Source organism: Streptomyces sp. NPDC030021 (assembly GCF_055574035.1).
This window is the reverse complement of sequence record NZ_JBVIAH010000041.1, coordinates 1-24,576: the sequence shown is the minus strand read 5'-3', so window position 1 is coordinate 24,576 and position 24,576 is coordinate 1. Positions and strand designations below refer to the sequence as shown.

16 protein-coding genes are annotated in these 24,576 nt (G+C 73.1%); 10 read left to right on the top strand and 6 right to left on the bottom strand.

Translation table 11 applies throughout. The features are described 5' to 3' along the window. The first annotated feature begins 70 nt into the window (after positions 1–70). Both ACZ4YL_RS40575 and ACZ4YL_RS40570 read left to right on the top strand, forming a co-directional pair. The gene (locus ACZ4YL_RS40575) at positions 71–388 is read left to right on the top strand and encodes a DUF2530 domain-containing protein (RefSeq protein WP_468123476.1); all 318 of its coding nucleotides are present in this window, start codon (positions 71–73) and stop codon (positions 386–388) included. 286 nt (positions 389–674) lie between these two features. Next, complete coding sequence (locus tag ACZ4YL_RS40570; RefSeq protein WP_468123474.1) at positions 675–3,140, top strand: cation-translocating P-type ATPase; 2,466 nt, start codon at positions 675–677, stop codon at positions 3,138–3,140. Between the two features lie 40 nt (positions 3,141–3,180). Here ACZ4YL_RS40570 and ACZ4YL_RS40565 read toward each other — a convergent pair whose 3' ends face one another. The 3 genes from ACZ4YL_RS40565 to serC all read right to left on the bottom strand — a co-directional run bounded on the left by ACZ4YL_RS40565 (position 3,181) and on the right by serC (position 9,045). After that, positions 3,181–4,425, bottom strand: a complete 1,245-nt coding sequence (locus ACZ4YL_RS40565) for an acyltransferase family protein (protein WP_468123472.1) — start codon at positions 4,423–4,425, stop codon at positions 3,181–3,183. 206 nt (positions 4,426–4,631) lie between these two features. After that, positions 4,632–7,763, bottom strand: a complete 3,132-nt coding sequence (locus tag ACZ4YL_RS40560; protein ID WP_468123470.1) for a sacsin N-terminal ATP-binding-like domain-containing protein — start codon at positions 7,761–7,763, stop codon at positions 4,632–4,634. A 151-nt stretch (positions 7,764–7,914) separates the two neighbouring features. Next, positions 7,915–9,045, bottom strand: coding sequence for a phosphoserine transaminase (gene serC / locus ACZ4YL_RS40555; RefSeq protein WP_373044773.1), 1,131 nt, complete (start codon positions 9,043–9,045; stop codon positions 7,915–7,917). Between the two features lie 84 nt (positions 9,046–9,129). On the opposite strand from serC, the gene ACZ4YL_RS40550 reads away from it, so the two are divergent. The 3 genes from ACZ4YL_RS40550 (at position 9,130) to ACZ4YL_RS40540 (ending at position 13,325) form a co-directional block, all read left to right on the top strand. Next, entirely contained in the window at positions 9,130–11,910 is a 2,781-nt protein-coding gene (locus tag ACZ4YL_RS40550; protein WP_468123469.1) for an FAD-binding and (Fe-S)-binding domain-containing protein, read from the top strand. 90 nt (positions 11,911–12,000) lie between these two features. Next, positions 12,001–12,984: an EamA family transporter gene (locus ACZ4YL_RS40545; protein ID WP_468123467.1), complete on the top strand. Its 984-nt coding sequence runs from the start codon at positions 12,001–12,003 to the stop codon at positions 12,982–12,984. Next, positions 12,984–13,325 carry a DUF1801 domain-containing protein gene (locus tag ACZ4YL_RS40540; protein WP_468123465.1) on the top strand — a complete coding sequence of 114 codons (342 nt, stop codon included), beginning with the start codon at positions 12,984–12,986 and terminating at the stop codon, positions 13,323–13,325. Before ACZ4YL_RS40545 ends, ACZ4YL_RS40540 begins: the two co-directional genes overlap by 1 nt. Positions 13,326–13,893: 568 nt before the next feature. Here ACZ4YL_RS40540 and ACZ4YL_RS40535 read toward each other — a convergent pair. From ACZ4YL_RS40535 to ACZ4YL_RS40525, 3 genes are all read right to left on the bottom strand, one after another. Then, complete coding sequence (locus ACZ4YL_RS40535) at positions 13,894–14,274, bottom strand: PIN domain-containing protein (protein WP_468123463.1); 381 nt, start codon at positions 14,272–14,274, stop codon at positions 13,894–13,896. Continuing rightward, a complete protein-coding gene (locus ACZ4YL_RS40530; protein WP_468123462.1) occupies positions 14,271–14,528 on the bottom strand; it encodes a hypothetical protein in 258 nt (85 codons plus the stop codon). The genes ACZ4YL_RS40535 and ACZ4YL_RS40530 overlap by 4 nt, the downstream gene beginning before the upstream one ends. 672 nt (positions 14,529–15,200) lie before the next feature. Continuing rightward, the gene (locus ACZ4YL_RS40525; protein ID WP_468123460.1) at positions 15,201–16,823 is read right to left on the bottom strand and encodes a CocE/NonD family hydrolase; all 1,623 of its coding nucleotides are present in this window, start codon (positions 16,821–16,823) and stop codon (positions 15,201–15,203) included. Positions 16,824–17,177: 354 nt separating this feature from the next. Here ACZ4YL_RS40525 and ACZ4YL_RS40520 point away from each other — a divergent pair, with 354 nt between their 5' ends. The 5 genes from ACZ4YL_RS40520 to ACZ4YL_RS40500 all read left to right on the top strand — a co-directional run bounded on the left by ACZ4YL_RS40520 (position 17,178) and on the right by ACZ4YL_RS40500 (position 24,382). Next, positions 17,178–17,990 (top strand): TIGR03084 family metal-binding protein, encoded by an 813-nt coding sequence (locus ACZ4YL_RS40520; protein WP_468123459.1) that lies wholly within the window; start codon positions 17,178–17,180, stop codon positions 17,988–17,990. A gap of 68 nt (positions 17,991–18,058) precedes the next feature. Then, complete coding sequence (locus tag ACZ4YL_RS40515) at positions 18,059–19,699, top strand: acyclic terpene utilization AtuA family protein (RefSeq protein ID WP_468123486.1); 1,641 nt, start codon at positions 18,059–18,061, stop codon at positions 19,697–19,699. Continuing rightward, the gene (locus ACZ4YL_RS40510) at positions 19,696–21,294 is read left to right on the top strand and encodes an acyl-CoA carboxylase subunit beta (protein WP_468123457.1); all 1,599 of its coding nucleotides are present in this window, start codon (positions 19,696–19,698) and stop codon (positions 21,292–21,294) included. The genes ACZ4YL_RS40515 and ACZ4YL_RS40510 overlap by 4 nt, the downstream gene beginning before the upstream one ends. Before the next feature lie 8 nt (positions 21,295–21,302). Then, positions 21,303–23,213 carry an acetyl/propionyl/methylcrotonyl-CoA carboxylase subunit alpha gene (locus ACZ4YL_RS40505; protein WP_468123455.1) on the top strand — a complete coding sequence of 637 codons (1,911 nt, stop codon included), beginning with the start codon at positions 21,303–21,305 and terminating at the stop codon, positions 23,211–23,213. Beyond that, positions 23,210–24,382: an acyl-CoA dehydrogenase family protein gene (locus ACZ4YL_RS40500; protein ID WP_468123453.1), complete on the top strand. Its 1,173-nt coding sequence runs from the start codon at positions 23,210–23,212 to the stop codon at positions 24,380–24,382. The genes ACZ4YL_RS40505 and ACZ4YL_RS40500 overlap by 4 nt, the downstream gene beginning before the upstream one ends. Positions 24,383–24,576 lie beyond the last annotated feature (194 nt).

Sequence of the window (24,576 nt, the reverse complement as noted above, 5' to 3'; positions counted from 1 at the left end):
ATGAACACATGAACGAAAGGGCGTCCATCTCCGCGCGTAGATGTCATTTCGCGCCGCCTAGACTTGCCGCATGGCGAAATGGATTGCGAAGCACGAGGCGCCCGAGCCCCTGGAGGGCCCTGTCGTCGCCACCGTCACAGGTGGCACGATCCTTTGGTTCGCCCTCTTCCTGGTCCAGCTGCCCTTCTACGGGTGGTTCGCCGACCGGGGCCAGCTGTGGTGGGTTTGGACCTGCGCGGCCGGTGGCTTCCTCGGCCTCATCGGCATCTGGTACGTCCGCGGCCGCGCTGCCGCGCTTGCGCGTCACGCGGCGGAACAGGCCGAGGTCGCTGCGCGGGCCGAGCGGGACGGGCAGGCCGGGCAGGCGGGCCCGGGGCCGCAGGCCTAGCCGGGCGCGGTGGCTCGGGCCGGGCGCGGTGGCCCTGGCCGGGCGCGGCGGCGCGGCTTCGGGTGGGGCGGTGCCCCTCCGGGACGTCTCCTCGGCTCGCGAACCCTGGGCCGGATCGGCCCGTGGTTCGGCGGTGGGTTCGCCCGGCCTGCGGGGACGTCCCGGAGTGTCCCCGCCCCACGGCACGGCCCACGGCGCTACCAGGGGACGATTCGGGTCATCCTGAGGTCGGATCTTCCTGCTGCTCGGCGGGTGAACTGTTCGAACCGCCTTTAACGTCGAAGGCATGACGCAGCGGGCTGGAACCGAATCCGACGGGCCGGAGCCGGGTGGTGGGACGGCCGCCCCCGCCATCGACGCGGGAGCGGAGCTGGACCCCGTACACCCGGTGCGACCGCCCGCGCCCCGCTTCAAGCCGGGCGGGCTGAGCACCGCCGAGGTCGCCGAGCGCGTCGCGCGGGGCGAGGTCAACGACGTTCCCGTCCGCAGCAGCCGCTCCACCACCGACATCGTCCGCGCTAACGTCTTCACCCGGTTCAACGCGATCATCGGCGTCCTCTGGGCGATCATGCTCGTCGTCGCGCCGATCCAGGACAGCCTCTTCGGCTTCGTGATCGTCGCCAACACCGGCATCGGCATCATCCAGGAACTGCGCGCCAAGAAGACCCTCGACAGCCTCGCCGTCATCGGCGAGGTCAAACCCAGCGTGCGCCGCGACGGACGGACCGCCGAGATCTCCACCTCCGAGATCGTCCTCGGCGACGTCATCGAACTCGGCCCCGGCGACAAGGTCGTCGTCGACGGATCCGTCGGCGAGGCCGACGGCCTGGAGATCGACGAGTCCCTGCTCACCGGCGAGGCCGACCCCGTCCTGAAGAAGCCCGGCGACCCGGTCATGTCCGGCTCCTTCGTCGTCGCCGGCGGCGGCGCCTTCACCGCCACCAAGGTCGGCCGCGAGGCCTACGCCGCCCAGTTGGCCGAAGAGGCCTCCCGCTTCACGCTCGTCCACTCCGAGCTGCGCTCCGGCATCTCCACCATCCTCAAGTACGTCACCTGGATGATGATCCCGACCTCGATCGGCCTGATCATCAGCCAGCTCCTCGTCAAGGACAACAACCTCAAGGACTCCATCGCCCGGACCGTCGGCGGCATCGTCCCGATGATCCCCGAGGGGCTCGTCCTGCTCACCTCCGTGGCCTTCGCGATCGGCGTCATCCGGCTCGGCCGCAAGCAGTGCCTGGTCCAGGAGCTGCCCGCCATCGAAGGCCTCGCCCGCGTCGACGTGGTCTGCCTCGACAAGACCGGCACCCTCACCGAGGGCGGCATGGACGTCACCGAGCTGCGCCCGCTCGGCGGCGCGGAGCCGGCGTACGTCAAGAAGGTGCTCGGCGCGCTCGGGGAATCCGACCCGCGCCCCAACGCCAGCCTCCAGGCGGTCATCGACGCCTACCCGGACAGCGCGGAGTGGCGCTGCACCGAGTCCCTGCCCTTCTCCTCCGCCCGCAAGTACAGCGGCGCCAGCTTCAGCGAGGGCGACGGCGAGAACAACACCTGGCTGCTCGGCGCCCCCGACGTGCTGCTCCCCGCCGGGGACCCGGCCCTCGACGAGATCGACGCCCTCAACGAGCAGGGACTGCGCGTCCTCCTGCTGGCCCGCTCCGCCCGCGAGCTCGACGACCCGGCCGTCGCCACCGGGGTCCGGCCGACCGCCCTCGTCGTCCTGGAACAGCGGCTGCGACCCGACGCCGCCGACACGCTGCGCTACTTCGAGGACCAGAACGTCAGGGCGAAGGTCATCTCCGGCGACAACGCGGTCTCCGTCGGCGCGGTCGCCGGCAAGCTGGGTCTGCCGGGCGCGGAGAACACCGTGGACGCCCGGGGGCTCCCCACCGACCAGGCAGGCATGGCGAAGGTCCTCGACGACAACTCGGTCTTCGGACGGGTGAGCCCGCAGCAGAAGCGGGACATGGTGGGGGCCCTCCAGTCCAAGGGCCACACGGTCGCCATGACGGGCGACGGGGTCAACGACGTGCTCGCCCTCAAGGACGCCGACATCGGCGTCAGCATGGGCTCGGGCTCGGAGGCGACGAAGGCGGTGGCCCAGATCGTCCTCCTCAACAACAGCTTCTCGACCCTGCCCTCGGTGGTCGCCGAGGGCCGCCGGGTCATCGGCAACATCACCCGCGTGGCCACCCTCTTCCTCACGAAGACGGTCTACTCGGTGCTGCTGGCCATCCTCGTGGTCTGCTCGCAGGTCGAGTACCCCTTCCTGCCCCGCCACCTGACGCTGCTGTCCACGCTCACCATCGGCATCCCGGCCTTCTTCCTGGCCCTGGCTCCGAACAAGGAACGCGCGAAACCGCACTTCGTGAAGCGGGTGATGCGGTACGCCATCCCCGGCGGCGTCATCGCGGCCGTGGCCACCTTCGTCTCGTACCTGATCGCCCGCCACCACTACACGGGCCAGGGCGCCCTCGAAGCCGAGTCCAGCGCGGCCACGCTGACGCTGTTCCTGACGTCCATGTGGGTACTGGCGATCATCGCCCGCCCGTACACGTGGTGGCGGGTGGCCCTGGTCGGCGCGATGGGCGGGGCGTTCCTGATCGTCCTCGTCGTGCCGTGGCTGCAGGACTTCTTCCAGCTCAAGCTGGTGGGCGTCATGGTGCCGTGGATCGCGGTGGCCGTCGCCGTGGGCGCGGCCGTCCTGATCGAGTTCACCTTCAGGTGGGTCGACCACAAGTTCCCGGCCTGACCGGGGCCGGTCCGGGCCGGGTCCGGGTCCGGGTCCGGGGTCAGGAGACCGATACGGGCTTCTGGTCCTCGGCGGTGGCGCCCTGCCGGGGGGCCGGGACGTCGTGCGGGGACCGGCGCCGGGCGCCGCCGATGTCCTTCAGGCGCATCGCCGGGCGTTCGACCAGGTGCCAGGAGAGCACCGCCGCGAACAGCGCACCGGCCAGGGAGAGCGCCAGGTAGGCGGCGAAACCCCAGCGCGCGCCACCGAGGACGGCCAGCGACTGCTGCACGAGGAAGCCGTAGATGTAGATGCCGTACGAGTAGTCGTGCTTGGCGCCGATCCGCTGGAACGGCTTGGGCAGCCGGATGGCCAGCCACAGCAGCAGGTAGCAGAAGGCCGGCACACCCAGGGCGAAGAAGTACCCGTAGTGCAGGGTCAGCACGAACACCACGGCGCTGAGGGCCGCCAGCGGGTCGCTGACCGGGACCCGCTCCTTGTAGACCTCCAGCACCGCACCGAGGGCGAAGGCGAAACCGAGGTAGATCATGTAGTTCACGCTGTGGGGGCCCATCAGCGGGATGACCAGGTCACCGCCGTGCGCCGCCGCCCCGGCCCCGGCGTTCAGCCGGTTGCCGACGGCGTCACCGACGACCAGGCCGCCCAGGATCACCGCCACCGCCAGGACGGTCCGCCGGGAGCGCACCAGCGAGCCGCCCAGCGCGAGCAGGCCGACCCCGAGGTAGCAGAGGATCTCGTAGGCCAGCGACCACAGGGCGCCGTTCATCGCCGCGTTGTGCGTGAGCCCCTTGGTGGCGCCGGTCTCCATCACACCGGAGATCCCCCACTGCCCGACGCCGACGGCCCAGTTCGCCTCGACATAGGCGAAGGGCCCCTGCGGGTGGTCCCAGAACCCTGCCGTGCTGCCGTGCTGACGCCAGTACAGGTAAGGGGCCACGGCGAAGGCCGTGACGGCCATGCAGACCCAGAAGCCGGGCAGCAGCCGCAGCGCGCGGTGCCACAGGAAGCGGCCGACGGGCAGCCGGTTCCCGCTGCGCGTCACGAGGATGCCGGAGAGGAAGAAGAAGCCGAAGACGGCCATCTTCCCGAGGTCTATCTGCCCCTGCGAGAAGCTGTGACCGAACTCATGGCTGCCGAAGCCCAGGATGCCCGCGTGCGAGACCACGACGGCGGACGCGAGGAACAGCCGCAGGAGGCCCAGGCTGTTGTTCCGGCCGGAAAACAGCTCGGACACCGGCCCGTGGGACCACCGGAAGCCGGCCGAACGGGCTCTCCTGTCGGGCATGACGCTCCCCCTGAACGATTCCCTGAGGGCGCGTTCTCTTCTTGGTCGTGGATCCGCCGGTCGGACGAAAGCACTGATCAGTCTGAGTCGGCACGTGCCGCCTGTCAAAGGGAGCGCACGGTTTCCGGGCGCCCGCGCGCCCGGCTCCCGGCCCGCTCCTGGCCCGCTTCCGGCCCGCTTCCGGCCCCCTTCCGGCCCCCCTCCGGTCAGTCGAACCAGCGGTCCCGCGCCAGTTCCGCCGTACGCGACGGGTCCTCCAGCAGCGCCGCCACCTCGAAGCGGCGCGGCCACTGGCCCGCCGACCAGGCAAGGCCGGCGGCCACGCCCTCCAGCGTGGACGCGTGGAGCGTGCCGTCGGGGGTGCGGCGCCAGTCGAGCTCCGTGCCGCCCGCGACCAGCTCCTCGTGCTCGATGTACGTCGCCGGAGTGGCCGGACCCAGCAGCACGAGCACCGACTCCGGCACCTCGTGCTCCTCGCCGGGCGTGGTCACCTCCGCCGGAACCGTCTCCGAGAGGCGGCGGACCTGGAGCAGCTCCGCGAGATCCGCCGCACGCGACGGCGGGACCGGCAGCAGCGGGAGCCCCGCCGTCAGCGGGAGCAGGTCCGGGGCGTCCGCGATCACCGCGTCGGCCGCGTCCACCACGAGCACCTCGCCGTCCACCACCGCGCGCAGCTCGTCCGGGAGGGTGACCTGCTCGGGGTCCAGATCGGCCAGCGCACCGTACAGGCCGTGCAGCTGGTGGCCGGTGACCTCGCGGTCCGGGTCGGCGAGCCGGGCCAGCAGTTCGGCGGCGCCGCCGGGCTCGTCCAGCAGGGCCGGCACGGAGGTGCGTACGCCCAGGGCCCGCAGGACCTGCTCGTCCTCGAAGCCCGTGGCGTCCGCGGAGGTGTAGAGGCCCGCCAGCAGTGGGTCGCCGCCCGCCGCGCGCAGGCCCGCCGGGCGGCGGCCGTCGAGCACCGGGTGGTCGCGCAGCCACCAGGCGGTGTACGGGCGCACCGACTGCGTGGTGCCGTCCGGCAACAGGATCCGCACGGGCTGGGTCAGCGCGTCACGCAGCGGCGGCTGCGCGAGCATGGCGAGGGCCTGCGGCCAGCAGTCGTCGTCGACGAGGTCGAGGTCCCGGACGGCGATCAGCTCGGTCGCCACCGGCGGGACCGGGGTGTCCGGCAGCTGGTCCAGGACGTCCTCGCACCACACGTCCACCGCGTCCAGCAGGCCCGCGTCGTCGGGCTCGGCGAAGTCACCCTCGCGCGGTTCCAGTTCGTCCGGGTCGAGGACCACGTCGGTGGCGCGGACCAGCTGGAAGGTGGCCAGGACCCCGCACGCGGTGAGCGGACCCGCGCCCCACCGCTCGGCGAGGTCCGCGTCCACGTACGGGACCTCGTCCTCGCGGATCACCGAGGCCAGCGGGCTGCCCGGCAGCAGGAGCTCGCCCGCCGGGACCAGTTCCCCGTCCTCGTCCGGCAGGGCCAGCGCGCCGAGCCAGGGCTCGTCCCCCGGTGCCAGATCGGCGTCCCGGACCAGCCCGAGGACCACCTCGGCTAGCTCGTCGGCGTCCAGGGTGTCGGCGTCCTCGTCCCAGATCTCCCCCGCGTCGAGGGAGGCGGCGACGGCCGCCCGCACCTGCGGGGTCGTCAGGACCGCCCGCGCCGTGGCCGGGAGCGCGCCGAGCTTCTCCAGCAGCGGGTGCGCCGCGTCCGGGTGGGCCACCTTCAGGCCCAGCCGGGCCAGGCTCGCCGGCGTGTCCGCGCCGGGCAGCAGGATGTGCCGGGGCCCGATCGAGGTGCGGCCGTCGGCGAGCGGCACGGGCAGCCCCGACAGCCGGTCGGGGTCCACCCCGGCGAGGCTGTCGTAGAGCCGGTGCCACCACTCGGGGGTCCGCTCGATGCCCGCGATCCGCTCGATGGCATCGCCCAGCGGGAGCCGGCCCACCCCCAGGGTGCGCAGCTCGGACCGGCGCTCCAGGCCGGCCGGCAGCAGGGTCGGCAGGACCTCGGCGAGGACGCGTACGGTGTCGGCGCCCGCGCCCTCCACCACCTCGGCCTCGAAGGGGCGCAGGGCGGCGCGCTCCTCCGCGTGCTCGGGCGGCGCGGCCGGTGCGAGGAAAGCGGTACGGGGCAGGCGCTGGAGCACGGCCGCGCGCAGGGCCCCGTCCAGCTCGCCCTTGCCGAGCGGGCCGGGCACCAGGTCCACGAGGGCGGTGGTCACCGGGTCCCAGGCGCCGAGGAGTTCGGCGTACGCGTCGGCCGCGCGCTCCACGAGGAAGTCGGTCAGCGGTCCCGGCGCGGGGTGCCGGCGGGTGGTGTCCAGCGGAAGGGTCGCGATGAGCAGCGCCGGGATGCCCAGCGGCTCGTCGGTGGGGGTCGGCGCGTGCACCACGGGGGCCGTGACCGGGCGGACCGGGGCGCCGTCGGAGTCGACGGGCACGGCCCAGGACACCGCCCAGGCGGGCCGCAGCCGCTCCTCGACGGGCCGGTCGGCGAGCAGCGCGCGCTCGATGGGGCCGCCGTGGCGGACGGTGCGCCAGCGGTGGGTGACCGTACCGGAGGCGGTGGTGTCCTCGATGACCGTGTACGGGCCCTCGTCGCGCCGGTACAGGGTGCGCGCACCCTCGGACGGGGTCTCCACGACGACCTCGCGCAGCCCGGGCAGGGTGAGCAGCAGTGCGTCGTCGACGCCCGCCAGCAGCCGTTCCACCAGACCCTCGGCGGCGGCGTCGCGCAGCGGGAGGACCACGACCGCGTCGTAGCCCTCGGGGGCGGTGCCCTCGGCGGGCAGCGGGAGGCGCAGCAGCGGAACGTGCCCGTCGCGGCGGCGCAGTTCGTCGCCGAGGCCGGGGCTGCCGACGGCGGCGCCCCGGGCCAGTTCCCGGGCCTCGGCCAGGGACCAGCGCACCCCGCCGTGGCGGCCGAGCACCGCGGGTTCGTCGGAGACGGCCAGCACGGCCGCGAAGCCGACGCCGAACCGGCCGACGCTGTCGCCGGCGGGCTCCCGCTTGGCGGAGGCGCGCAGGGTGCTCAGCGACTCCACGCCCGTCGCGTCCAGCGGGGCACCGGTGTTGGCGACGGCCAGCAGCGCGTGCCCGCCCTCGCCCGCGTGCAGGGTGAGCCGCAGCCGGCCGGGCACCTGGGCCCGGGCCGCGGCGTCGGCGGCGTTCTGCGCCAGCTCGATGACGAGCCGGTCGCGGTAGCCGCCGAGCGCCAGGTCCTCCTCGGCGTTGGCGTCCTCGCGGAACCGGGCCGGGCCCGCACCCCACGCGTCGAGCACCCCGCGCCGCAGCCGGGCCGTGCCGAAGGGGTCCACACCGCTCTGGGCCGCCGTCACTCGCACGCTCACGCCGCTGCCTCCAAGAATCGCCGCCGGACCCCTGAAGGTACCGCGTGCGGGGAACCCCCCACGCCGGTGGCCTCGCGGTGTCCGGGGAACGCCGAAGCCCCCGGCGACGGCAGGTCACCGGGGGCTTCACGTCGTACCGGGCGGGTGATGGTCAGAGCTTCTCGATCACGTGGTCGATGCAGGCCGTCAGCGCCTGGACGTCCGCCGGGTCGATCGCCGGGAACATCGCGATACGCAGCTGGTTGCGGCCGAGCTTGCGGTACGGCTCGGTGTCCACGATCCCGTTGGCGCGCAGCACCTTGGCGACGGCCGCCGCGTCGATGTCGTCCGAGAAGTCGATCGTGCCGATGACGGACGAGCGCTTGTCGGCGTCCACGACGAACGGGGTCGCGTACTTGGACGCCTCCGCCCAGCCGTACAGGTTGCGCGCACTGGCCGCCGTACGGCCGGTGGTGAACTCCAGGCCGCCCTGGCTGTTCATCCACTGCAGCTGCTGGTCCAGCAGGAACAGGGTGGACAGCGCCGGGGTGTTGTACGTCTGGTTCTTCAGCGAGTTGTCGATCGCCGTCGGCAGCGAGAAGAACTCCGGGATGTGCCGGCTGCCGGAGGCGTGCACGCGGGCGGCGCGCTCCAGGGCGGCCGGGGAGAACGCGGCCAGCCACAGGCCGCCGTCCGAGGCGAACGACTTCTGCGGCGCGAAGTAGTAGACGTCCGTCTCGGTGATGTCCACCGGCAGACCGCCGGCACCCGAGGTCGCGTCCACCAGAACGAGGGACCCCTCGTCAGCACCGTCGGCGCCCGCGACGCGCTTGATCGGCGCCGCCACACCCGTCGAGGTCTCGTTGTGGGTGTACGCGTACACGTCCACGCCCGCCTCGGCCACCGGCTCCGGGTGCGTGCCCGGGTCGGAGGAGATCACGGACGGCGCGTCCAGCCACGGCGCGAGCTTCGCGGCCGTGGCGAACTTCGAGGAGAACTCGCCGAAGGTGAGGTGCTGGGACTTCCGCTCGATCAGACCGGCGGTCGCGATGTCCCAGAAGGCGGTGGAGCCGCCGTTGCCCAGGATCACCTCGTACCCCTCGGGGAGGGAGAAGAGGTCCCGGAGGCCCTGGCGCACCGAGCCGACCAGGTTCTTGACCGGGGCCTGGCGGTGTGAGGTTCCGAGCAGGGAGGTACCGGTGGCGGCGAGGGCGTCCAGCGCCTCGGTCCGCACCTTGGAGGGGCCCGCGCCGAAGCGTCCGTCGGCGGGCTTGATGTCAGCGGGAATCTGGATCTCAGCCACGAGCGGAGCGTATCGGGTCCCGGTCCGCGCCTCGGAAGCGCGTCCACCCGATGAGACGGGTCCGGCCGGTGGGAGGGTGGGGCCGTGACGCCACCCGGTGAACTCGAACGGACCTTGCGGGAGAACCTGCGCGGGGAGATCGACTTCGGCGCCGCCGCACGCGCCCTGACCACCATGGACGCCTCGAACTACCGGCGTGTCCCGGTGGGTGTGGTCGCCCCGCGCGACGCCGGCGACGTGGCGGCCGCCCTCGCGGTGTGCGCCGAGGCCGGGGTCCCGGTCGTGCCGCGCGGCGGCGGGACGTCCATCGCCGGCCAGGCCACCGGGGTGGGCGTGGTCCTCGACCTCACCCGGCACATGAACGGCCTCGTGTCGGTGGACCCGGCGGCCGGGACGGCCGTGGTCCAGCCCGGGCTGGTCCTCGACCGGCTGCGGGACGCGGTGCGCCCGTACGGGCTGACCTTCGGGCCCGACCCGTCCACACACTCCCGCTGCACCCTCGGCGGCATGATCGGCAACAACGCGTGCGGGGCCCACTCGGTGGCCTGGGGCACCACCGCGGACAACGTGACCGAGCTGGCCGTGACCGCGTACGGGGGCACCGCGCACCGGATCGCGACGGGCTGGGACGGCGCCCCGGCGGGCCTGCGGGAGCTGGTCACCACACATCTGGGGCTGTTGCGCACCGGGATGACACCCGCCGGGATGCCGCCCGGCTTCTTGCGGCGGATCTCCGGCTACGGGGGCCTCGACGCGCTGCTGCCCGAGCGCGGGGTGCAGCTGGCGCGGGCGTTCTGCGGGAGCGAGGGCACGCTCGGGGTGGTGACGGAGGCGGTGGTGCGCCTGGTGGAGGCGCCGCGCGCGCCGGTGCTCGCGGTGCTCGGGTACGCGGACGAGAGCGCGGCGGCGGACGCGGCGGCCGGGCTGCTGCCGTACGGGCCGCTGACGGTGGAGGGGATGGCCGAGGACCTGGTGGGCGGCACGGCCGCGGAGCTGCCCCGGGGCGGGGCGTGGCTGTTCGTGGAGATGCCGGACGAGGGCGGGGCGCGGGCCCTGCTGCGGGCCGCCGACGCGGTGGACGCGACGGTCGTCACCGATCCGGCCGGGCAGCGGGCACTGTGGCGGATCCGCGAGGACGCGGCGGGCACGGCGACCCGCATGCCGGGTGGCGGGATGGCCTGGCCGGGGTGGGAGGACTGCGCGGTGCCTCCGGCCCGGCTGGGGGCGTACCTGAGGGAGTTCCGGGCGCTGCTGGCGGCGCACGGGCTGCGCGGATCCCCGTACGGGCACTTCGGCGAGGGCTGCGTGCACGTACGGATCGACTTCGACCTGGTGTCGGCGGCGGGCATCGCCCGCTTCCGGGACTTCTCCGGGGAACTGGCCGATCTCGTCGTCGCGCACGGCGGATCCCTGTCGGGCGAGCACGGGGACGGGCAGGCGCGGGCGGAGCTGCTGCCGAAGATGTACGGGACGGAGGTGGTCCGGCTCTTCGGCGCGTACAAGGACGTGTGGGACCCAGCGGGCGGGATGAACCCGGGGATGCTGGTCAGGCCGGCGCGACTCGACGAGAACCTGCGCTTCGCGGTGCTGCCCGCCACCTCGTTCGCGGGCGAGGTGGCGCGGTGCGTGGGCGTCGCGAAGTGCCGGACCGCGGATACGGGTGGCGGCGCCTCGGTGATGTGCCCGTCGTACCGGGTCACGGGGGAGGAACGGCACTCCACGCGGGGCCGGGCCCGGCTGCTGCACGAGATGCTGGCCGGGGAGATCGTCACCGACGGCTGGCGCTCGGCGGAGGTCGCCGAGGCGCTGGACCTGTGCCTGGGGTGCAAGGGCTGCCGCAGCGACTGCCCGGTGGGCGTGGACATGGCCGCGTACAAGGCGGAATTCCTGCACCGCCACTGGGCGGGCCGGATCCGCCCGCTGTCCCACTACACCCTGGGCGGCCTGCCGGGCTGGCTCCGGCTGATCGCCGCCCTGCGGGCGGCGGGGGCGGTCAACGCCCTGGCCCGGTACGTCCCCGTGCCGGGGCTGGACCGGGACCGGGGCGGCCGCCTGCCGGAGCTGGCGCGGGAGCCGTTCACGCGGTGGTGGGGGCGGTCGGTGGCGTCGGGGTCATCGGGGCCGTCGGGGCGGTCGGTGGCGTCGGGGCGGTCGGGGCCGGGGAGATCCGTCACCCTCTGGCCGGACACGTTCACGGAGTACCTCGCCCCCGAGGCCGGCCACGCCGCGCTCCGCGTGCTGCGGGCGGCCGGGCTGGACGTGTCCGTCCCCGTCCCCCGCGGCGGCCGGGTCTGCTGCGGCCTGACGTACGTGTCCACGGGTCGCCTCGACCGGGCCCGCAAGGTCCTGCGCCGGACGCTGGACGCACTGGGAGACGTACCAGGGCCCGTGGTGGTGCTGGAGCCGAGCTGCGCTGCGGCCCTGCGCACCGACCTGCCCGCGCTGCTCCCCGACGACCCCCGCGCGGCCCGCCTCGCGGGGGCGGTGCGGACCTTCGCCGAGACCCTGGAGGAGCACGCCCCGGCCTGGCGGCCGCCGCGCCTGGACCAGGAGGTGGTCGGCCAGACCCACTGCCACCAGCACGCGGTGCTCGGGGACGGCCCCGACCGGCGGCTGCGCGAGCGGGCCGGGCTGGTGGGGGAGCTCAGCGGGGGCTGCTGCGGGCTGGCGGGCAACTTCGGCTTCGAGCCCGGGCACCACGGGGTGTCGGTGGCCTGCGCGGAGGAACAGCTGCTCCCGTCCCTGCGCGCGGCCCCGCGGGACGCCGTGATCCAGGCGGACGGATTCTCGTGCCGTACGCAGATCGCACAGCTGGGCGGGGTGCGGGCCCGGCACCTGGCGGAACTCCTGGCGGAGGGGTTGTAGGGCGTTTGTAGCGCTGCTGTAGGGCAGTGTTGTCACGGTTGTAAGGCAGGACATGCGGCGACACTCCTTACGGGCCCTTAGTCTGGAGAGATGCCCGCACCTTCCTCTTCGCCCTCCCCGGCGGCCTCGCCGGCCGTCGCCGCACCGGCCCCGTCGACCGCCAAGGGCTCCCGTTCCGGTTCCGTTTCCGGCTCCGGTTCTGGTTCCGGCTCCGGTTCTGGGCTCGGTCCTGTGGCGCTGGTGATCTCGGCGGGCATCTCGGTGCAGTTCGGCGCCGCCCTCGCGGTCATGATCATGCCGAGGGCGGGCGCGGCGGGCGTGGTCACCCTGCGCCTCGCGGCCGCCGCGCTCGTGCTGCTGATCCTGTGCCGCCCGAAGGTGCGCGGCTACTCCCGTTCCGACTGGGGCACGGTGCTCGCCTTCGGCGTCGCCATGGCCGGCATGAACGGCCTCTTCTACCAGTCCATCGACCGGATCCCGCTCGGCCCGGCCGTCACCCTGGAGGTCCTCGGACCGCTCGCCCTCTCCGTCATCGTCTCCCGGCGCCTGGTCAACGTGCTGTGGGCCGGCCTCGCGCTGGGCGGCGTGATCCTGCTGTCCGGGCACGGCGGGGGCGGCCTCGGCTTCGGCTCCCTCGACCCGCTGGGCGCGGCGTACGCGCTCGGGGCGGGCGCGATGTGGGCGGCGTACATCGTGTTCAGCGCGCGTACGGGCCGCCGCTTCCCGCAGGCGGACGGGCTCGCGCTGGCGATGGCGGTGGCCGCGGTCATCTCGCTGCCGCTGGGCATCGCCGAAGCCGGCTCGGACCTGCTGGTCCCGAGCACGCTCGCGCTGGGTGTGGGCGTGGCCGTCCTGTCCTCCGTCCTGCCGTACACGCTGGAACTGCTCGCGCTGCGGCGGATGCCGGCCCCGACCTTCGCGATCCTGATGAGCCTGGAGCCGGCCATCGCGGCCACCGCGGGCTTCCTCGTCCTGAACCAGGCCATGTCCGCACTGGACGCCCTGGCCATCGCCCTCGTGATCGCGGCCAGCATGGGCGCGGTCCGCTCGCAGATCCGGAAGAAGGCCGCCTGATGGACGTCGCCACCTACCTGGCCGCGGTCCCGGAGGCCCGACGGGAGGCCCTGGTGAGGCTGCGGGAGCTGTGCCTGGAGGAGCTGACCGGGTTCGAGGAGGGGATCGCGTACGGGATGCCGGTGTACGTGCGGGCGGGCGAGACCGCCGGTGAGATCGCCTGGGCGAACCAGAAGCAGTACATCTCCTTCTACCTGATGCGCACCGACGTCCGGGACGCCTTCGCGGACCGCCTGGCCGCCCACGACATGGGCAAGGTCTGCCTCCGCTTCCGCAACCCCGCCAAGGTCGACTTCGACCTCCTCCGGGACCTCCTCCGGGCGACGGCGAAGCTCGGCTGAGGGGGTAGCTGAGGGGGTACGGGAGCTGCGCGCGCGGGGCCTTCGCCCCCGCGGCACCCCCGCTCGCGGGCGGTGGCTGCGCACCCGCCCCCCTCGGAGGCTGGGCGGAGCCAATGGCCGGCTGGGCGGGGTCGGCTTCGGTGGGCGGGAGTCGCTTGATCGGCATCAGGGATGTGTATGGGGGCTTCCCGTCAGTCTCATCGTCTCTCCGTGTCGGGCCGGTCCCTCAAGGGCGCTCCTCCTTCGTCGTCGCGTCGCTTCGCGATGGCCTTCGGCCACCCTTGACCGACCGTCCCGCCCCGGAAAGTCGAAGACTGCCGGGAAGCCCCCAAAGGCACGGGCCGGGGGACAAGGGACCACCAGGGCGGTCGGAGATGCCCAGGGGGATCCCGCTGGGCACGGCCTTGAGATGCCGCCCATCCAGACCGGACCCCGGGTCGGTGGGGCGCGCCACATCGCTACGCGCTTCTCATTTCTCAGCGTCTCCGGACCGTCTTGGGTCGGGCATAGGCCGCCCACCACATGCGGGTGCTCTTCTCCTGGACCGCGACCGGCGGTTCGGGCGTGGTCACGGGGTGAGATCGAGGACTCGGACCGGCTGTCCGGCCCAGCGCTTCGGGGTCGTGGTGGCGACCACCGCGCCTTCGGGCCGGTCGGGCGTCGGCTGTGCCACGTACAGGCTGTGTGCCTCGGCCCAGCTTTCGTGTTTCGACACGACGAGTGCGGCCGGCAGGTCCAGGTCGACGACGGTGACGCCGGGAAGCGCCGCAAGGTGCTCGGCGGTGCCGGGGCGGGCTCGGTCGGCTTCGACGAGCGCGCACGTGGGCGCGTACAGGTACCAGCCCGCCTCGGCATGGGCGCGGTGGATGAGTCGTGACGCCAGGATGTTGCCCAGTCCGGCGGCCTCCATGGCCGTCTCGTCCAGGACGATGTGCATCGCCTCGGTCACTGGGGCATCGCCTGCGCAAGGCGTCGGTCGAGCTCGCTGTCGAGGCTTTGCTGCTGGGCCGCTGTGGGGGCGTAGCCGTTCCATTCCTCCAAGGCCGCCCGTGCCTTTTCGGCCCGCTCGGCCCGCTCGGCCGGGGTCAGGAGCGTTTCCGCCAAGCGCGCCAGGTAGGCGCGAAGGGACAGCCCCTCGGCGGCCGCTATCGAGGCCAGTCTGTCCCTGGCCTCTTCAGGGATCCGGACGTTGGCATCAGGCATGGTGGTGCTCCTTCCCATCCTCCTAGGGTACGTACCCGTACCCGTACCCCACTACTGCGCTGATGGGGCCTGCTGCGTGAGGCATGGCCGCCACCTTGGCCACCCGGCTCAGTGTGATGTCGACCAGCGCAGGACCGACTCCACGAACAGGCTGGTTTATGGGTCTTTTGGGATGACCCGTGTGCGCTGACCCGGCTCCACTACGGAATAGCCGCTGTTCCAGACTTCTCCACCACGAACAACCGTCAGACGCCTCCCATGAGGAGCACTTGCGGTGTGGGCGGCTTATGCCCAGCCCAGGGCGGTCGTCGGACGCTGGGAGATGAGGAGCGCGTAGCGATCGGACGCGCCCCGCCCGACCCGGCTACCGGCCCGGATGGGCCCCGTCTGTCGAGCGCCCCACCTCTACCCGCCCGGGGGTCTCTGACGTGCCCGTCCCTGGAAAGGAACACCCGGCTCGTTCCTTTGGGGGCTTCCCGGCAGTCTTCGACTTTCCGGGGCGGGACGGTCGGTCAAGGGTGGCCGAAGGCCATCACGCAGTGACGCGACGAAGGAGCGCCCTTGAGGGACCGGCCCGACACGGAGAGACGATGAGACTGACGGGAAACCCCCATACACATCCCTGATGCCGCCCGAGCAGCTCCCGCCCACCGAAGCCGCCCCGACGGCGGGTCAGCCCAGGGGGAGGTCCAGGTAGGACGGGGTGGCGTCCGGGGAGGTGAACGCCAGGGTCGCGCGGGGCATGTTGGCGTCGGCGTAGAAGGGGTCGCGGGCGTCGATCACCAGCATCAGGCGGTGGCCGCGCGGGATGTCGTAGGCCGTGGCCTGGAGTTCGATGTCCGCGCTGATCAGGCTGTCGGGCGGGGAGTCGAGGTCGGTGTACGGGGCGTGCGTGATGATGTGGGCCGTGCCGTCGGGAGCGGTGTCGAGGAGGTACGCGACGAAGGTGGATCCGGGGTTCGCCGCCCGGTACGTCACGCGCAGCCGCGGTATGCCGCGCAGCCGGGTGGTCTCCCCGGCCGGGTCCGCGGTCCATACGGCGGCGACGGTGCGGTCGATGTCCTGGGTCCGGTAGATCTTCGGGCGGCCGGCGATCTCCGCGTAGCCGGACTGCACCACCTTGTCGGCGACGGTCGCCGGGGTGTCCACCCCGCACAGTACGGTCGACGTCCAGCCGGCCTGCGGTTCGTCGCCGAGCTCGCCGTCGTCCGCCAGGTGCAGCCGTTCCAGGCGTTCGGTGAGGGAGGGCCAGGTGGGGCGGGGTTCGAGGGTTTTGCTCCACATGATCTCGCCGAGCACCTGGCCCTCGGCGTCGATGCCGTTGTCGATCTCCTTGAGGTGGTGGTCGAACCAGCGGTGGGCGTCCGTCCAGATCCGGTTGGGCAGGCCGAGCATGCCGGTCATCTCGGGGCCGGAGTGGTCGCCGATGGAGACGGCGAGGCGTTTGGGGCCGGTCAGTTCGTTGAACATCTTCAGCGTCTGGTTGGGCGGGAAGAGCGTCTCGTGCCAGGCGTGCGAGAAGAAGACCGGCACCTGGCGGCGGTTGAGTTCCTTGATGTGGGTGAAGGGCGAGCGGGTCTCCGCCCAGCGCAGGGTGCCCTGGACGTCGCGGTCGGCGAGGACGTTGTCGAAGACGCTCTGCGTCTGCGGACTCAGCCGGGCCTTCGCGGCCGCGTCGAGCAGGGCCCGTACGGCCGCGATGTGCCGGGTGGAGTTCTCGTAGAAGGCCTCGCCGAGGTCGCCCCAGGTGCTGAGCGCGACCACGGCGTCGACGCGGGTGTCGTGCGCGGCGACGAGCTGGCTGATGCCCGAGCCGTACGAGTCCCCGAGGAAGCCGATCTTCGTCACCGGGCCGGTGCTGCGCTCGATGAGGTGGTCCAGGGCCCGGCTGCCGTCGGCGACGTCGAGCGGACCCGCCACTTCGACCTGGCCCTCGGAGCCGGCGAAGCCGCGGGCGGAGTAGGCGAGGACGTTGTAGCCGCGGGCGGCGAAGAGGGAGGCCTGGACGGCGTACGGGAGCCAGCCCAGGCTGGACCAGGGTGAGGGCATGATGATCGCGGGGCGGGGCTGGGTCCCGGTGTGCCGCCAGAGCGCGGCGTCGAGGAGGTCCCCGTCGGCGCCGGTCACCTTGCCGCGGGTGAAGACGGCGACCGAGCGGACCTCGGCGATCTCGGCGGCGCGGGCGGGGGCGAGGCCGGTGACGTCGCCGCTCTCCAGGGCGGTGACGAAGGCGGTGAGGGCGGTCGCGTCGAGTTCGGGATAGAGGGAGAAGGGGGTGCGGGCGGCTGGAGTCACGTCAGTCCATCCTCTTCGTCGTCTTCGTCGAGTGAGTCGAGTGAGTCGTCTTCGTCGAGTGACACGAACTGGGTGCGCCCGCCCGGGCCCGGAGCGGAACGTTCAGTATCGACGGGACATCCGGTGACGTATCGCGAGTTTCCGGCTTACGGCCGAAATCGCCCCCGCCGTTCCCGCGGGCTGCCGGGCGGCGGGACCTGCGGCCGGTGCGCGGGGCGGCAACTGCCTTTCCGGTGAGGTGGTTTGGCTCGGGTGGCGGGAAGGCGTCGCCACCCGAGAAAATCATGCAAGCATGCTTGATTGTTTTGCCGGGTGCTGCCAGTCTTCCCCTCACGCCGAGAAGGGGAGCGCACCGTGCCCGATCCGTCCGCCGTCGACGCAGCCGTCGCCGTCTTCGCAGATCTGCGCGAGGAAGGCCATGAACTGGACTCCTTGGTTGGGGAGTTGGCTGTCCCAGACTGGGCCCGGCCCACTCCCGCGCCCGGTTGGACCGTCGCCCACCAGATCGCCCACCTGCACTGGACCGACCGGGCCTCGCTGCTCTCCCTCACCGACGCCACCGGCTTCGGCCACATGGTCGAGGAAGCCCTGAAGGCTCCCGACACCTTCGTCGACGAGGGCGCGCGCGAGGGCGCGGAGCTGGCCCCCGCCGAGCTGCTCACCCGCTGGCGCACCACGCGCGCCGCCCTCGACGAGGCGCTGGCCGCGGCTTCGCCCGAGACCCGCTTCCCCTGGTACGGGCCGCCGATGAAGGCCGCCTCCATGGCCAGCGCCCGGTTGATGGAGACCTGGGCCCACGGCCAGGACGTCGCCGACGCGGTCGGCGTGCGCCGCACCCCGACCGCGCGGCTGCGGCACGTGGCGCGGATCGGCGTACGGGCCCGCGACTACGCCTACGCCGTACGCGAACTGCCCGCGCCCGCCGGGCAGTTCCGGGTGGAGCTGACGGCCCCCGACGGCTCGCAGGTGTGGACGTACGGCCCGCCGGACGCCCCGCAGCGGATCACCGGCCCGGCGCTCGACTTCTGCCTCCTGGTGACCCAGCGGGCCCACCGCGCCGACCTGCGCCTGACCGCGACCGGCCCCGACGCGGACCGCTGGCTGGACATCGCCCAGGCGTTCGCCGGCCCGGCGGGAGCCGGCCGGGAACCGGGAGCCGCGCGGTGACCCGGCGCCCGCTCGTCATCGGCAACGCCTCGGGCTTCTACGGGGACCGCTCGGGCGCCCTGCGCGAGATGCTGACCGGCGGCCCGCTGGACGTGCTGACCGGCGACTACCTGGCCGAGCTGACCATGCTGATCCTGGGCCGCGACCGCCTGAAGAACCCGGACCTCGGCTACGCCAAGACCTTCCTGCGCCAGCTGGAGGAGGGGCTCGGGCTCGCGCACGAGCGCGGCGTACGGATCGTCGCGAACGCCGGCGGCCTCAACCCGGCCGGCCTCGCCGACGCCGTACGGGCCCTGGCGGCGAAGGCGGGCGTCCCGGTGCGGGTCGCCCACGTCGAGGGCGACGACCTCACCGCGCAGGTGGACGGGGCCCTGACCGCCAACGCCTATCTCGGGGGCGCCGGGATCACGGCCTGCCTGCGGGCGGGCGCCGACGTGGTGGTGACCGGCCGGGTCACGGACGCGGCGCTGGTCAGCGGCCCGGCGGCCTGGTGGTTCGACTGGGCCCCGGACGACCACGACCGGCTGGCGGGGGCGGTGGCCGCGGGCCACGTCCTGGAATGCGGCACCCAGGCCACCGGCGGCAACTACTCCTTCTTCGCCCGGCACGACGTCCGCCGCCCCGGCTTCCCGCTGGCGGAGATCTCCGAGAACGGCTCGGCGGTCATCACCAAACACCCCGGCACGGGCGGAGCCGTCACCACCGGCACCGTCACCGCCCAACTCCTCTACGAGACCCAGGGCGTGCGCTACCTCGGCCCGGACGTGACCACCCGCCTGGACACCGTCCGGCTCACCGACGAGGGCGCCGACCGGGTACGCGTCACGGGAGTGCGCGGCGAGGCCCCGCCGCCCACCCTCAAGGTGGGCGTCACCCGGATCGGCGGCTGGCGCAACGAGGTCGTCTTCGTCCTGACCGGCCTGGACATCGAGGCCAAGGCGGACCTCGTCCGCACCCAACTCGCCGAGGTGTTGGAGGACGTGGCCGACACGACCTGGACCCTGGCCCGCACCGACCACGAGGACGCCGACACGCAGGAGACGACCTCCGCCCTGCTGCGACTGGTGGTCCGCGACCCGTCCCCGGACCGGGTGGGCCGCGCCCTGACCTCGGCGGCGATCGAACTGGCCCTCGGCAGCTACCCGGGCTTCCACGTCAGCGCCCCACCCGGCCCGGCCCAGCCCTACGGCGTCTTCACCTCGACCCTGATCCCGTCCGGCGAGGTCCCGCACGTGGCGGTCCTCCCGGACGGCACCCGGCTGCCGATGACCGCTGCGCGGGCTTCCTTTTCAGGCCCTCCGGCGATTGAGGAACGGGGGCCCGGGGGCGGAGCCCCCGCAGGGCCGACGGCAGGACCCACCGTCCGGGCGCCGCTCGGCGCAGTGGCCGGGGCCCGCAGCGGCGACAAGGGCGGCGACGCCAACGTCGGGGTCTGGGTCGAGACCGACCCCGCCTGGGAGTGGCTGCACCACACCCTCACGGTGGACGTCTTCAAGGCCCTGCTCCCCGAGACCCGCGGCCTCCCCGTCGCCCGCCACGAGCTGCCGCAGCTGAGGGCCCTGAACTTCACCGTCACCGGCATCCTCGGCGACGGCGTCGCCTCCGGCCACCGCTTCGACCCCCAGGCCAAGGCCCTCGGCGAATGGCTCCGCGCCCGCCACCTCGACATCCCCCTCGCCCTCCTCCCGGCCCCGGAGGCCACCTCATGACCCGCCTCGGCACCACCGTCGACCCGCACGCCCCCGATCACGCGCAGGCCCGTACCGCCGCGCTGGAGCGCCTCGCCGCCCTCGACGCCGAGCACGCCAAGGCCCTGCAGGGCGGCGGTGAGAAGTACACGGCCCGCCACCAGGACCGCGGCAAGCTCCTGGCGCGCGAGCGCGTCGAGCTGCTCCTCGATCCCGACACCCCGTTCCTGGAACTGTCCCCGCTCGCCGCCTGGGGCAGCGACTACCCCGTCGGCGCCTCCATGGTCACCGGCATCGGCACCGTCGAGGGCGTCGAGTGCCTGATCACCGCCAACGACCCCACCGTCCGCGGCGGCGCCTCCAACCCGTGGACGCTGAAGAAGGCGCTGCGCGCCAACGAGATCGCCCGGCAGAACCGCCTCCCCTGCATCAGCCTCGTGGAGTCCGGCGGCGCCGATCTGCCCTCCCAGAAGGAGATCTTCATCCCGGGCGGCGCGGTCTTCCGCGACCTCACCCGGCTCTCGGCCGAGGGCATCCCGACCGTCGCCGTCGTCTTCGGCAACTCCACCGCCGGAGGCGCGTACATCCCCGGCATGTCCGACCACACCATCATGATCAAGGACCGTTCCAAGGTGTTCCTCGGCGGCCCGCCCCTGGTCAAGATGGCCACCGGCGAAGAGAGCGACGACGAGTCCCTCGGCGGCGCCGACATGCACGCCCGCGTCTCCGGACTCGCCGACCACTACGCCCTCGACGAGTACGACGCCATCCGCCAGGCCCGCCGCGTCGTGGCCCGCCTGAACCACCGCAAGCCGCACCAGGACCCGCCGAAGGCCGAGGAACCCCTCCACGACCCCGAGGAACTCCTCGGCATCGTCCCGCCCGACCTCAAAACCCCCTTCGACCCGCGCGAGGTCATCGCCCGGATCGTCGACGCCTCCGACTTCGACGAGTTCAAGCCCCTCTACGGCCCCAGCCTCGTCACCGGCTGGGCCACCCTGCACGGCTACCCGGTCGGCATCCTCGCCAACGCGCAGGGCGTGCTGTTCAGCGCCGAGTCCCAGAAGGCCGCCCAGTTCATCCAGCTCGCCAACCAGCGCGACATCCCCCTCCTCTTCCTCCACAACACCACCGGCTACATGGTCGGCAAGGAGTACGAGCAGGGCGGCATCGTCAAACACGGCTCGATGATGATCAACGCGGTCTCCAACTCGAAGGTCCCGCACCTGTCCGTACTCATCGGCGCCAGCTACGGCGCCGGCCACTACGGCATGTGCGGCCGCGCCTACGAGCCCCGCTTCCTCTTCGCCTGGCCCAGCGCCAAGTCTGCCGTCATGGGCCCCCAGCAGCTGGCCGGAGTGCTCTCCATCGTGTCCCGCCAGTCGGCCGCGGCCAAGGGACTCCCGTACGACGAGGAGGCCGACGCCGGGATGCGGGCCTTCGTCGAAGCGCAGATCGAGTCCGAGTCCCTGCCGATGTTCCTGTCCGGGCGGCTGTACGACGACGGGGTCATCGACCCGCGCGACACCCGTACCGTCCTCGGCCTGTGCCTGTCGGCCGTCCACAACGCCCCCGTCGAGGGCGCCCGTGGCGGCTTCGGCGTCTTCCGGATGTGAGCCCGCACATGACGAACCTGACCTCCCTCCTCGTCGCCAACCGCGGCGAGATCGCCGTCCGGATCTTCCGCACCGCCCGCGCCCTGGGCCTGGCCACCGTCGCCGTCCACTCGGACCCGGACGCCGACGCCCTGCACGTCCGCGACGCCGACGCGGCCGTACGGCTGCCCGGCGCGGCCCCCGCCGACACCTACCTGCGCGGCGACCTCATCATCAAGGCCGCCCTCGCCGCAGGCGCCGACGCCGTGCACCCCGGCTACGGCTTCCTCTCCGAGAACGCCGACTTCGCCCGCGACGTCCTGGCCGCCGGACTGACCTGGATCGGCCCGCCCCCCGCGGCCATCGAGGCCATGGCCTCCAAGACCCGGGCCAAGGAACTGATGCGCACCGCCGGGGTGCCCCTCCTCGACCCCGTCGACCCGGCCACCGCCACCCCCGCCGACCTGCCCCTCCTCCTGAAGGCCGCGGCCGGCGGAGGCGGCCGCGGCATGCGCGTGGTCCGCGACCTCGACCAGCTCAAGGAGGCCCTCGACGCGGCCTCGGCCGAGGCCCGCTCCGCCTTCGGGGACGGCGAGGTCTTCGCCGAGCCCTACGTGGAACGCGGCCGCCACGTCGAAGTGCAGATCCTCGCCGACGCCCACGGCACCGTCTGGGCGCTGGGCACCCGCGACTGCTCCCTCCAGCGGCGCCACCAGAAGGTCATCGAGGAAGCCCCCGCACCAGGCCTGCCCGAAAGCCTGCGGGAGAGCCTGCACACCGCAGCCGTCGCCGCCGCCCGCGCGGTCTCCTACGAGGGGGCGGGCACCGTCGAGTTCCTCGTCACCGCCGACGGACGCCCGTACTTCCTGGAGATGAACACCCGCCTCCAGGTCGAACACCCCGTCACCGAAGCCGTCTTCGGCCTCGACCTCGTCGCCCTCCAGCTGCGCGTCGCCGAGGGCGCGGCCCTGCCCCCGGCACCCCCGCAGCCCACCGGCCACGCCGTCGAAGCCCGCCTCTACGCCGAGGACCCCGCCCAGGACTGGCGCCCGCAGACCGGCGCCCTGCACACCCTCGCCATCCCCGGCGAGATCCGCGTGGACACCGGCTTCACCGACGGGGACACCGTCGGCATCCACTACGACCCCATGCTCGCCAAGGTCGTCGCCCACGCCCCCACCCGCGCCGAGGCCGTCCGAGCCCTCGCCGGCGCCCTCGCCGGAGCCCGCATCCACGGGCTCACCACCAACCGCGAGCTCCTCGTACGCTCCCTGCGGCACCCGGAGTTCGGCGCCGGGCAGCTCGACACCGGCTTCTACGACCGCCACCTCGACACCCTCACCGGCGGGGCCCCGGACGCCACCCCGGCCGCCCTCGCCGCCGCCCTCGCCGAAGCGGCCCCCGGCCCGGACGCCCCCCTCGCCGCCCGCCTCGGCGGCTGGCGCAACGTCCGCTCCCAGCCGCAGACCCGCCGCTACCGGTCCGCCGGCGTCGAGCACGAGGTCCAGTACCACCCGGTGAACCACCCCGGAATCCGCGTGGTAGCCACCACCCCCACCCTCGTCACCCTCGAAGTCGAGGGAATCCGACGTGCGTTCCACGTGAAACAAAATTCGAACAAGACCGAGATCTACGTGGACTCCGCGCTAGGCGCCCACACCTTCACCCCCGTTCCCCGGTTCCCGGACCCCCAGGACCGCACCGAACCGGGCTCGCTGCTCGCCCCCATGCCCGGCACCGTCGTCCGCGTCGCCGAGGGCCTGGCCCCCGGCAGCCCCGTCACCGCCGGCCAGCCCCTGCTCTGGCTGGAGGCCATGAAGATGGAGCACCGCATCCTCGCTCCCGCCTCCGGCACGCTCACCGCGCTCCACGTCGCCACCGGCCAACAGGTCGAGTTCGGCGCCCTGCTCGCCGTAGTCCAGGAGGAACCGCAAGCATGAGCACCGTCATCGAAACCGAAGAGCACAACGCCCTGCGCGCCGCCGTCGCCGCCCTCGGACAGCGCTACGGCCGCGACTACCTCGCCCGCGTCGCCCGCGAAGGCGGCCACCCCGACGAACTGTGGGCCGACGCCGCGAAGCTCGGCTACCTCGGGGTCAACCTCCCCGAGGAGTACGGCGGCGGAGGCGGCGGCATCGCCGAACTCTCCATCGTCCTGGAAGAACTCGGGGCCGCGGGCTGTCCCCTCCTCATGATGGTCGTCTCGCCCGCCATCTGCGGCACGGTCATCGCCCGCTTCGGCACGGACGCCCAGAAGCGGGCCTGGCTGCCCGGCCTCGCCGACGGCAGCCGCACCATGGCCTTCGGCATCACCGAACCCGACGCCGGATCCAACTCCCACCGGATCACCACCACGGCCCGCCGCGACGGCGACGACTGGATCCTCACCGGCCGCAAGGTCTTCATCTCCGGCGTCGACATCGCCGACGCCACCCTCATCGTCGGCCGCACCGAGACCGCATCATCCAGCGGGGCCGCACCAGCCCTCAAGCCCTGTCTGTTCATCGTCCCGCGCGACGCCCCCGGCTTCACCCGCTCGGTCATCGACATGGAACTGGCCGCCGCGGAAAAGCAGTTCGAACTCACCCTGGACGACGTACGCCTGCCGTCCTCCGCCCTCGTGGGTGACGAGGACGCGGGCCTGCTCCAGCTGTTCGCCGGACTCAACCCGGAGCGGATCATGACCGCCGCCTTCGCCATCGGGATGGGCCGGTACGCCCTCGCCAAGGCCGTCGACTACGCGAAGACCCGCCAGGTCTGGAAGGCGCCCATCGGCGCGCACCAGGCCGTGGCCCACCCGCTGGCCCAGGCGCACATCGAGCTGGAACTGGCCCGCCTGATGATGCAGAAGGCGGCCCGCCTGTACGACGCGGGCGACGACATGGGGGCGGGCGAGGCGGCGAACATGGCCAAGTACGCCGCGGCGGAGGCCTGCGTACGTGCGGTGGACCAGGCGGTCCACACCCTCGGCGGCAACGGCCTCACCCGCGAATACGGCCTGGCCTCCCTCATCACCGCCTCCCGCGTGTCCCGCATCGCCCCGGTAAGCCGCGAGATGATCCTGAACTTCATCTCCCACCAAACCCTGGGCCTACCGAAGTCCTACTAGGTCGGTTGCCCTGCGGGCGGCTCGGCGGTGTACGGAGCGGCCGGATCCCCGCCGGGCGCTGCCCGGACCCGCGCCTCAATCGCCGGCGAGGCTGAATGTGCGGGCCTGTCGGCAGGTGTCGGGGTGGGGGGCCGGGGCGGGGTGTCTCCTCGGCTCGGCGCGTGCGGGCATGTCTCGGCTGTACCCGGTGGTCG

What these genes read in the sequence shown, in the direction of transcription:
- ACZ4YL_RS40500 (WP_468123453.1), top strand. Translation starts at nt 23,210, where the DNA reads ATGAGCACCGTCATCGAAACCGAAGAGCACAACGCCCTGCGCGCCGCC.
- ACZ4YL_RS40540 (WP_468123465.1), top strand. Translation starts at nt 12,984, where the DNA reads ATGGACGTCGCCACCTACCTGGCCGCGGTCCCGGAGGCCCGACGGGAG.
- ACZ4YL_RS40575 (WP_468123476.1), top strand. Translation starts at nt 71, where the DNA reads ATGGCGAAATGGATTGCGAAGCACGAGGCGCCCGAGCCCCTGGAGGGC.
- ACZ4YL_RS40515 (WP_468123486.1), top strand. Translation starts at nt 18,059, where the DNA reads ATGCTGACCGGCGGCCCGCTGGACGTGCTGACCGGCGACTACCTGGCC.
- ACZ4YL_RS40530 (WP_468123462.1), bottom strand. Translation starts at nt 14,528, where the DNA reads ATGCCTGATGCCAACGTCCGGATCCCTGAAGAGGCCAGGGACAGACTG.
- ACZ4YL_RS40510 (WP_468123457.1), top strand. Translation starts at nt 19,696, where the DNA reads ATGACCCGCCTCGGCACCACCGTCGACCCGCACGCCCCCGATCACGCG.
- ACZ4YL_RS40565 (WP_468123472.1), bottom strand. Translation starts at nt 4,425, where the DNA reads ATGCCCGACAGGAGAGCCCGTTCGGCCGGCTTCCGGTGGTCCCACGGG.
- ACZ4YL_RS40545 (WP_468123467.1), top strand. Translation starts at nt 12,001, where the DNA reads ATGCCCGCACCTTCCTCTTCGCCCTCCCCGGCGGCCTCGCCGGCCGTC.
- ACZ4YL_RS40505 (WP_468123455.1), top strand. Translation starts at nt 21,303, where the DNA reads ATGACGAACCTGACCTCCCTCCTCGTCGCCAACCGCGGCGAGATCGCC.
- ACZ4YL_RS40570 (WP_468123474.1), top strand. Translation starts at nt 675, where the DNA reads ATGACGCAGCGGGCTGGAACCGAATCCGACGGGCCGGAGCCGGGTGGT.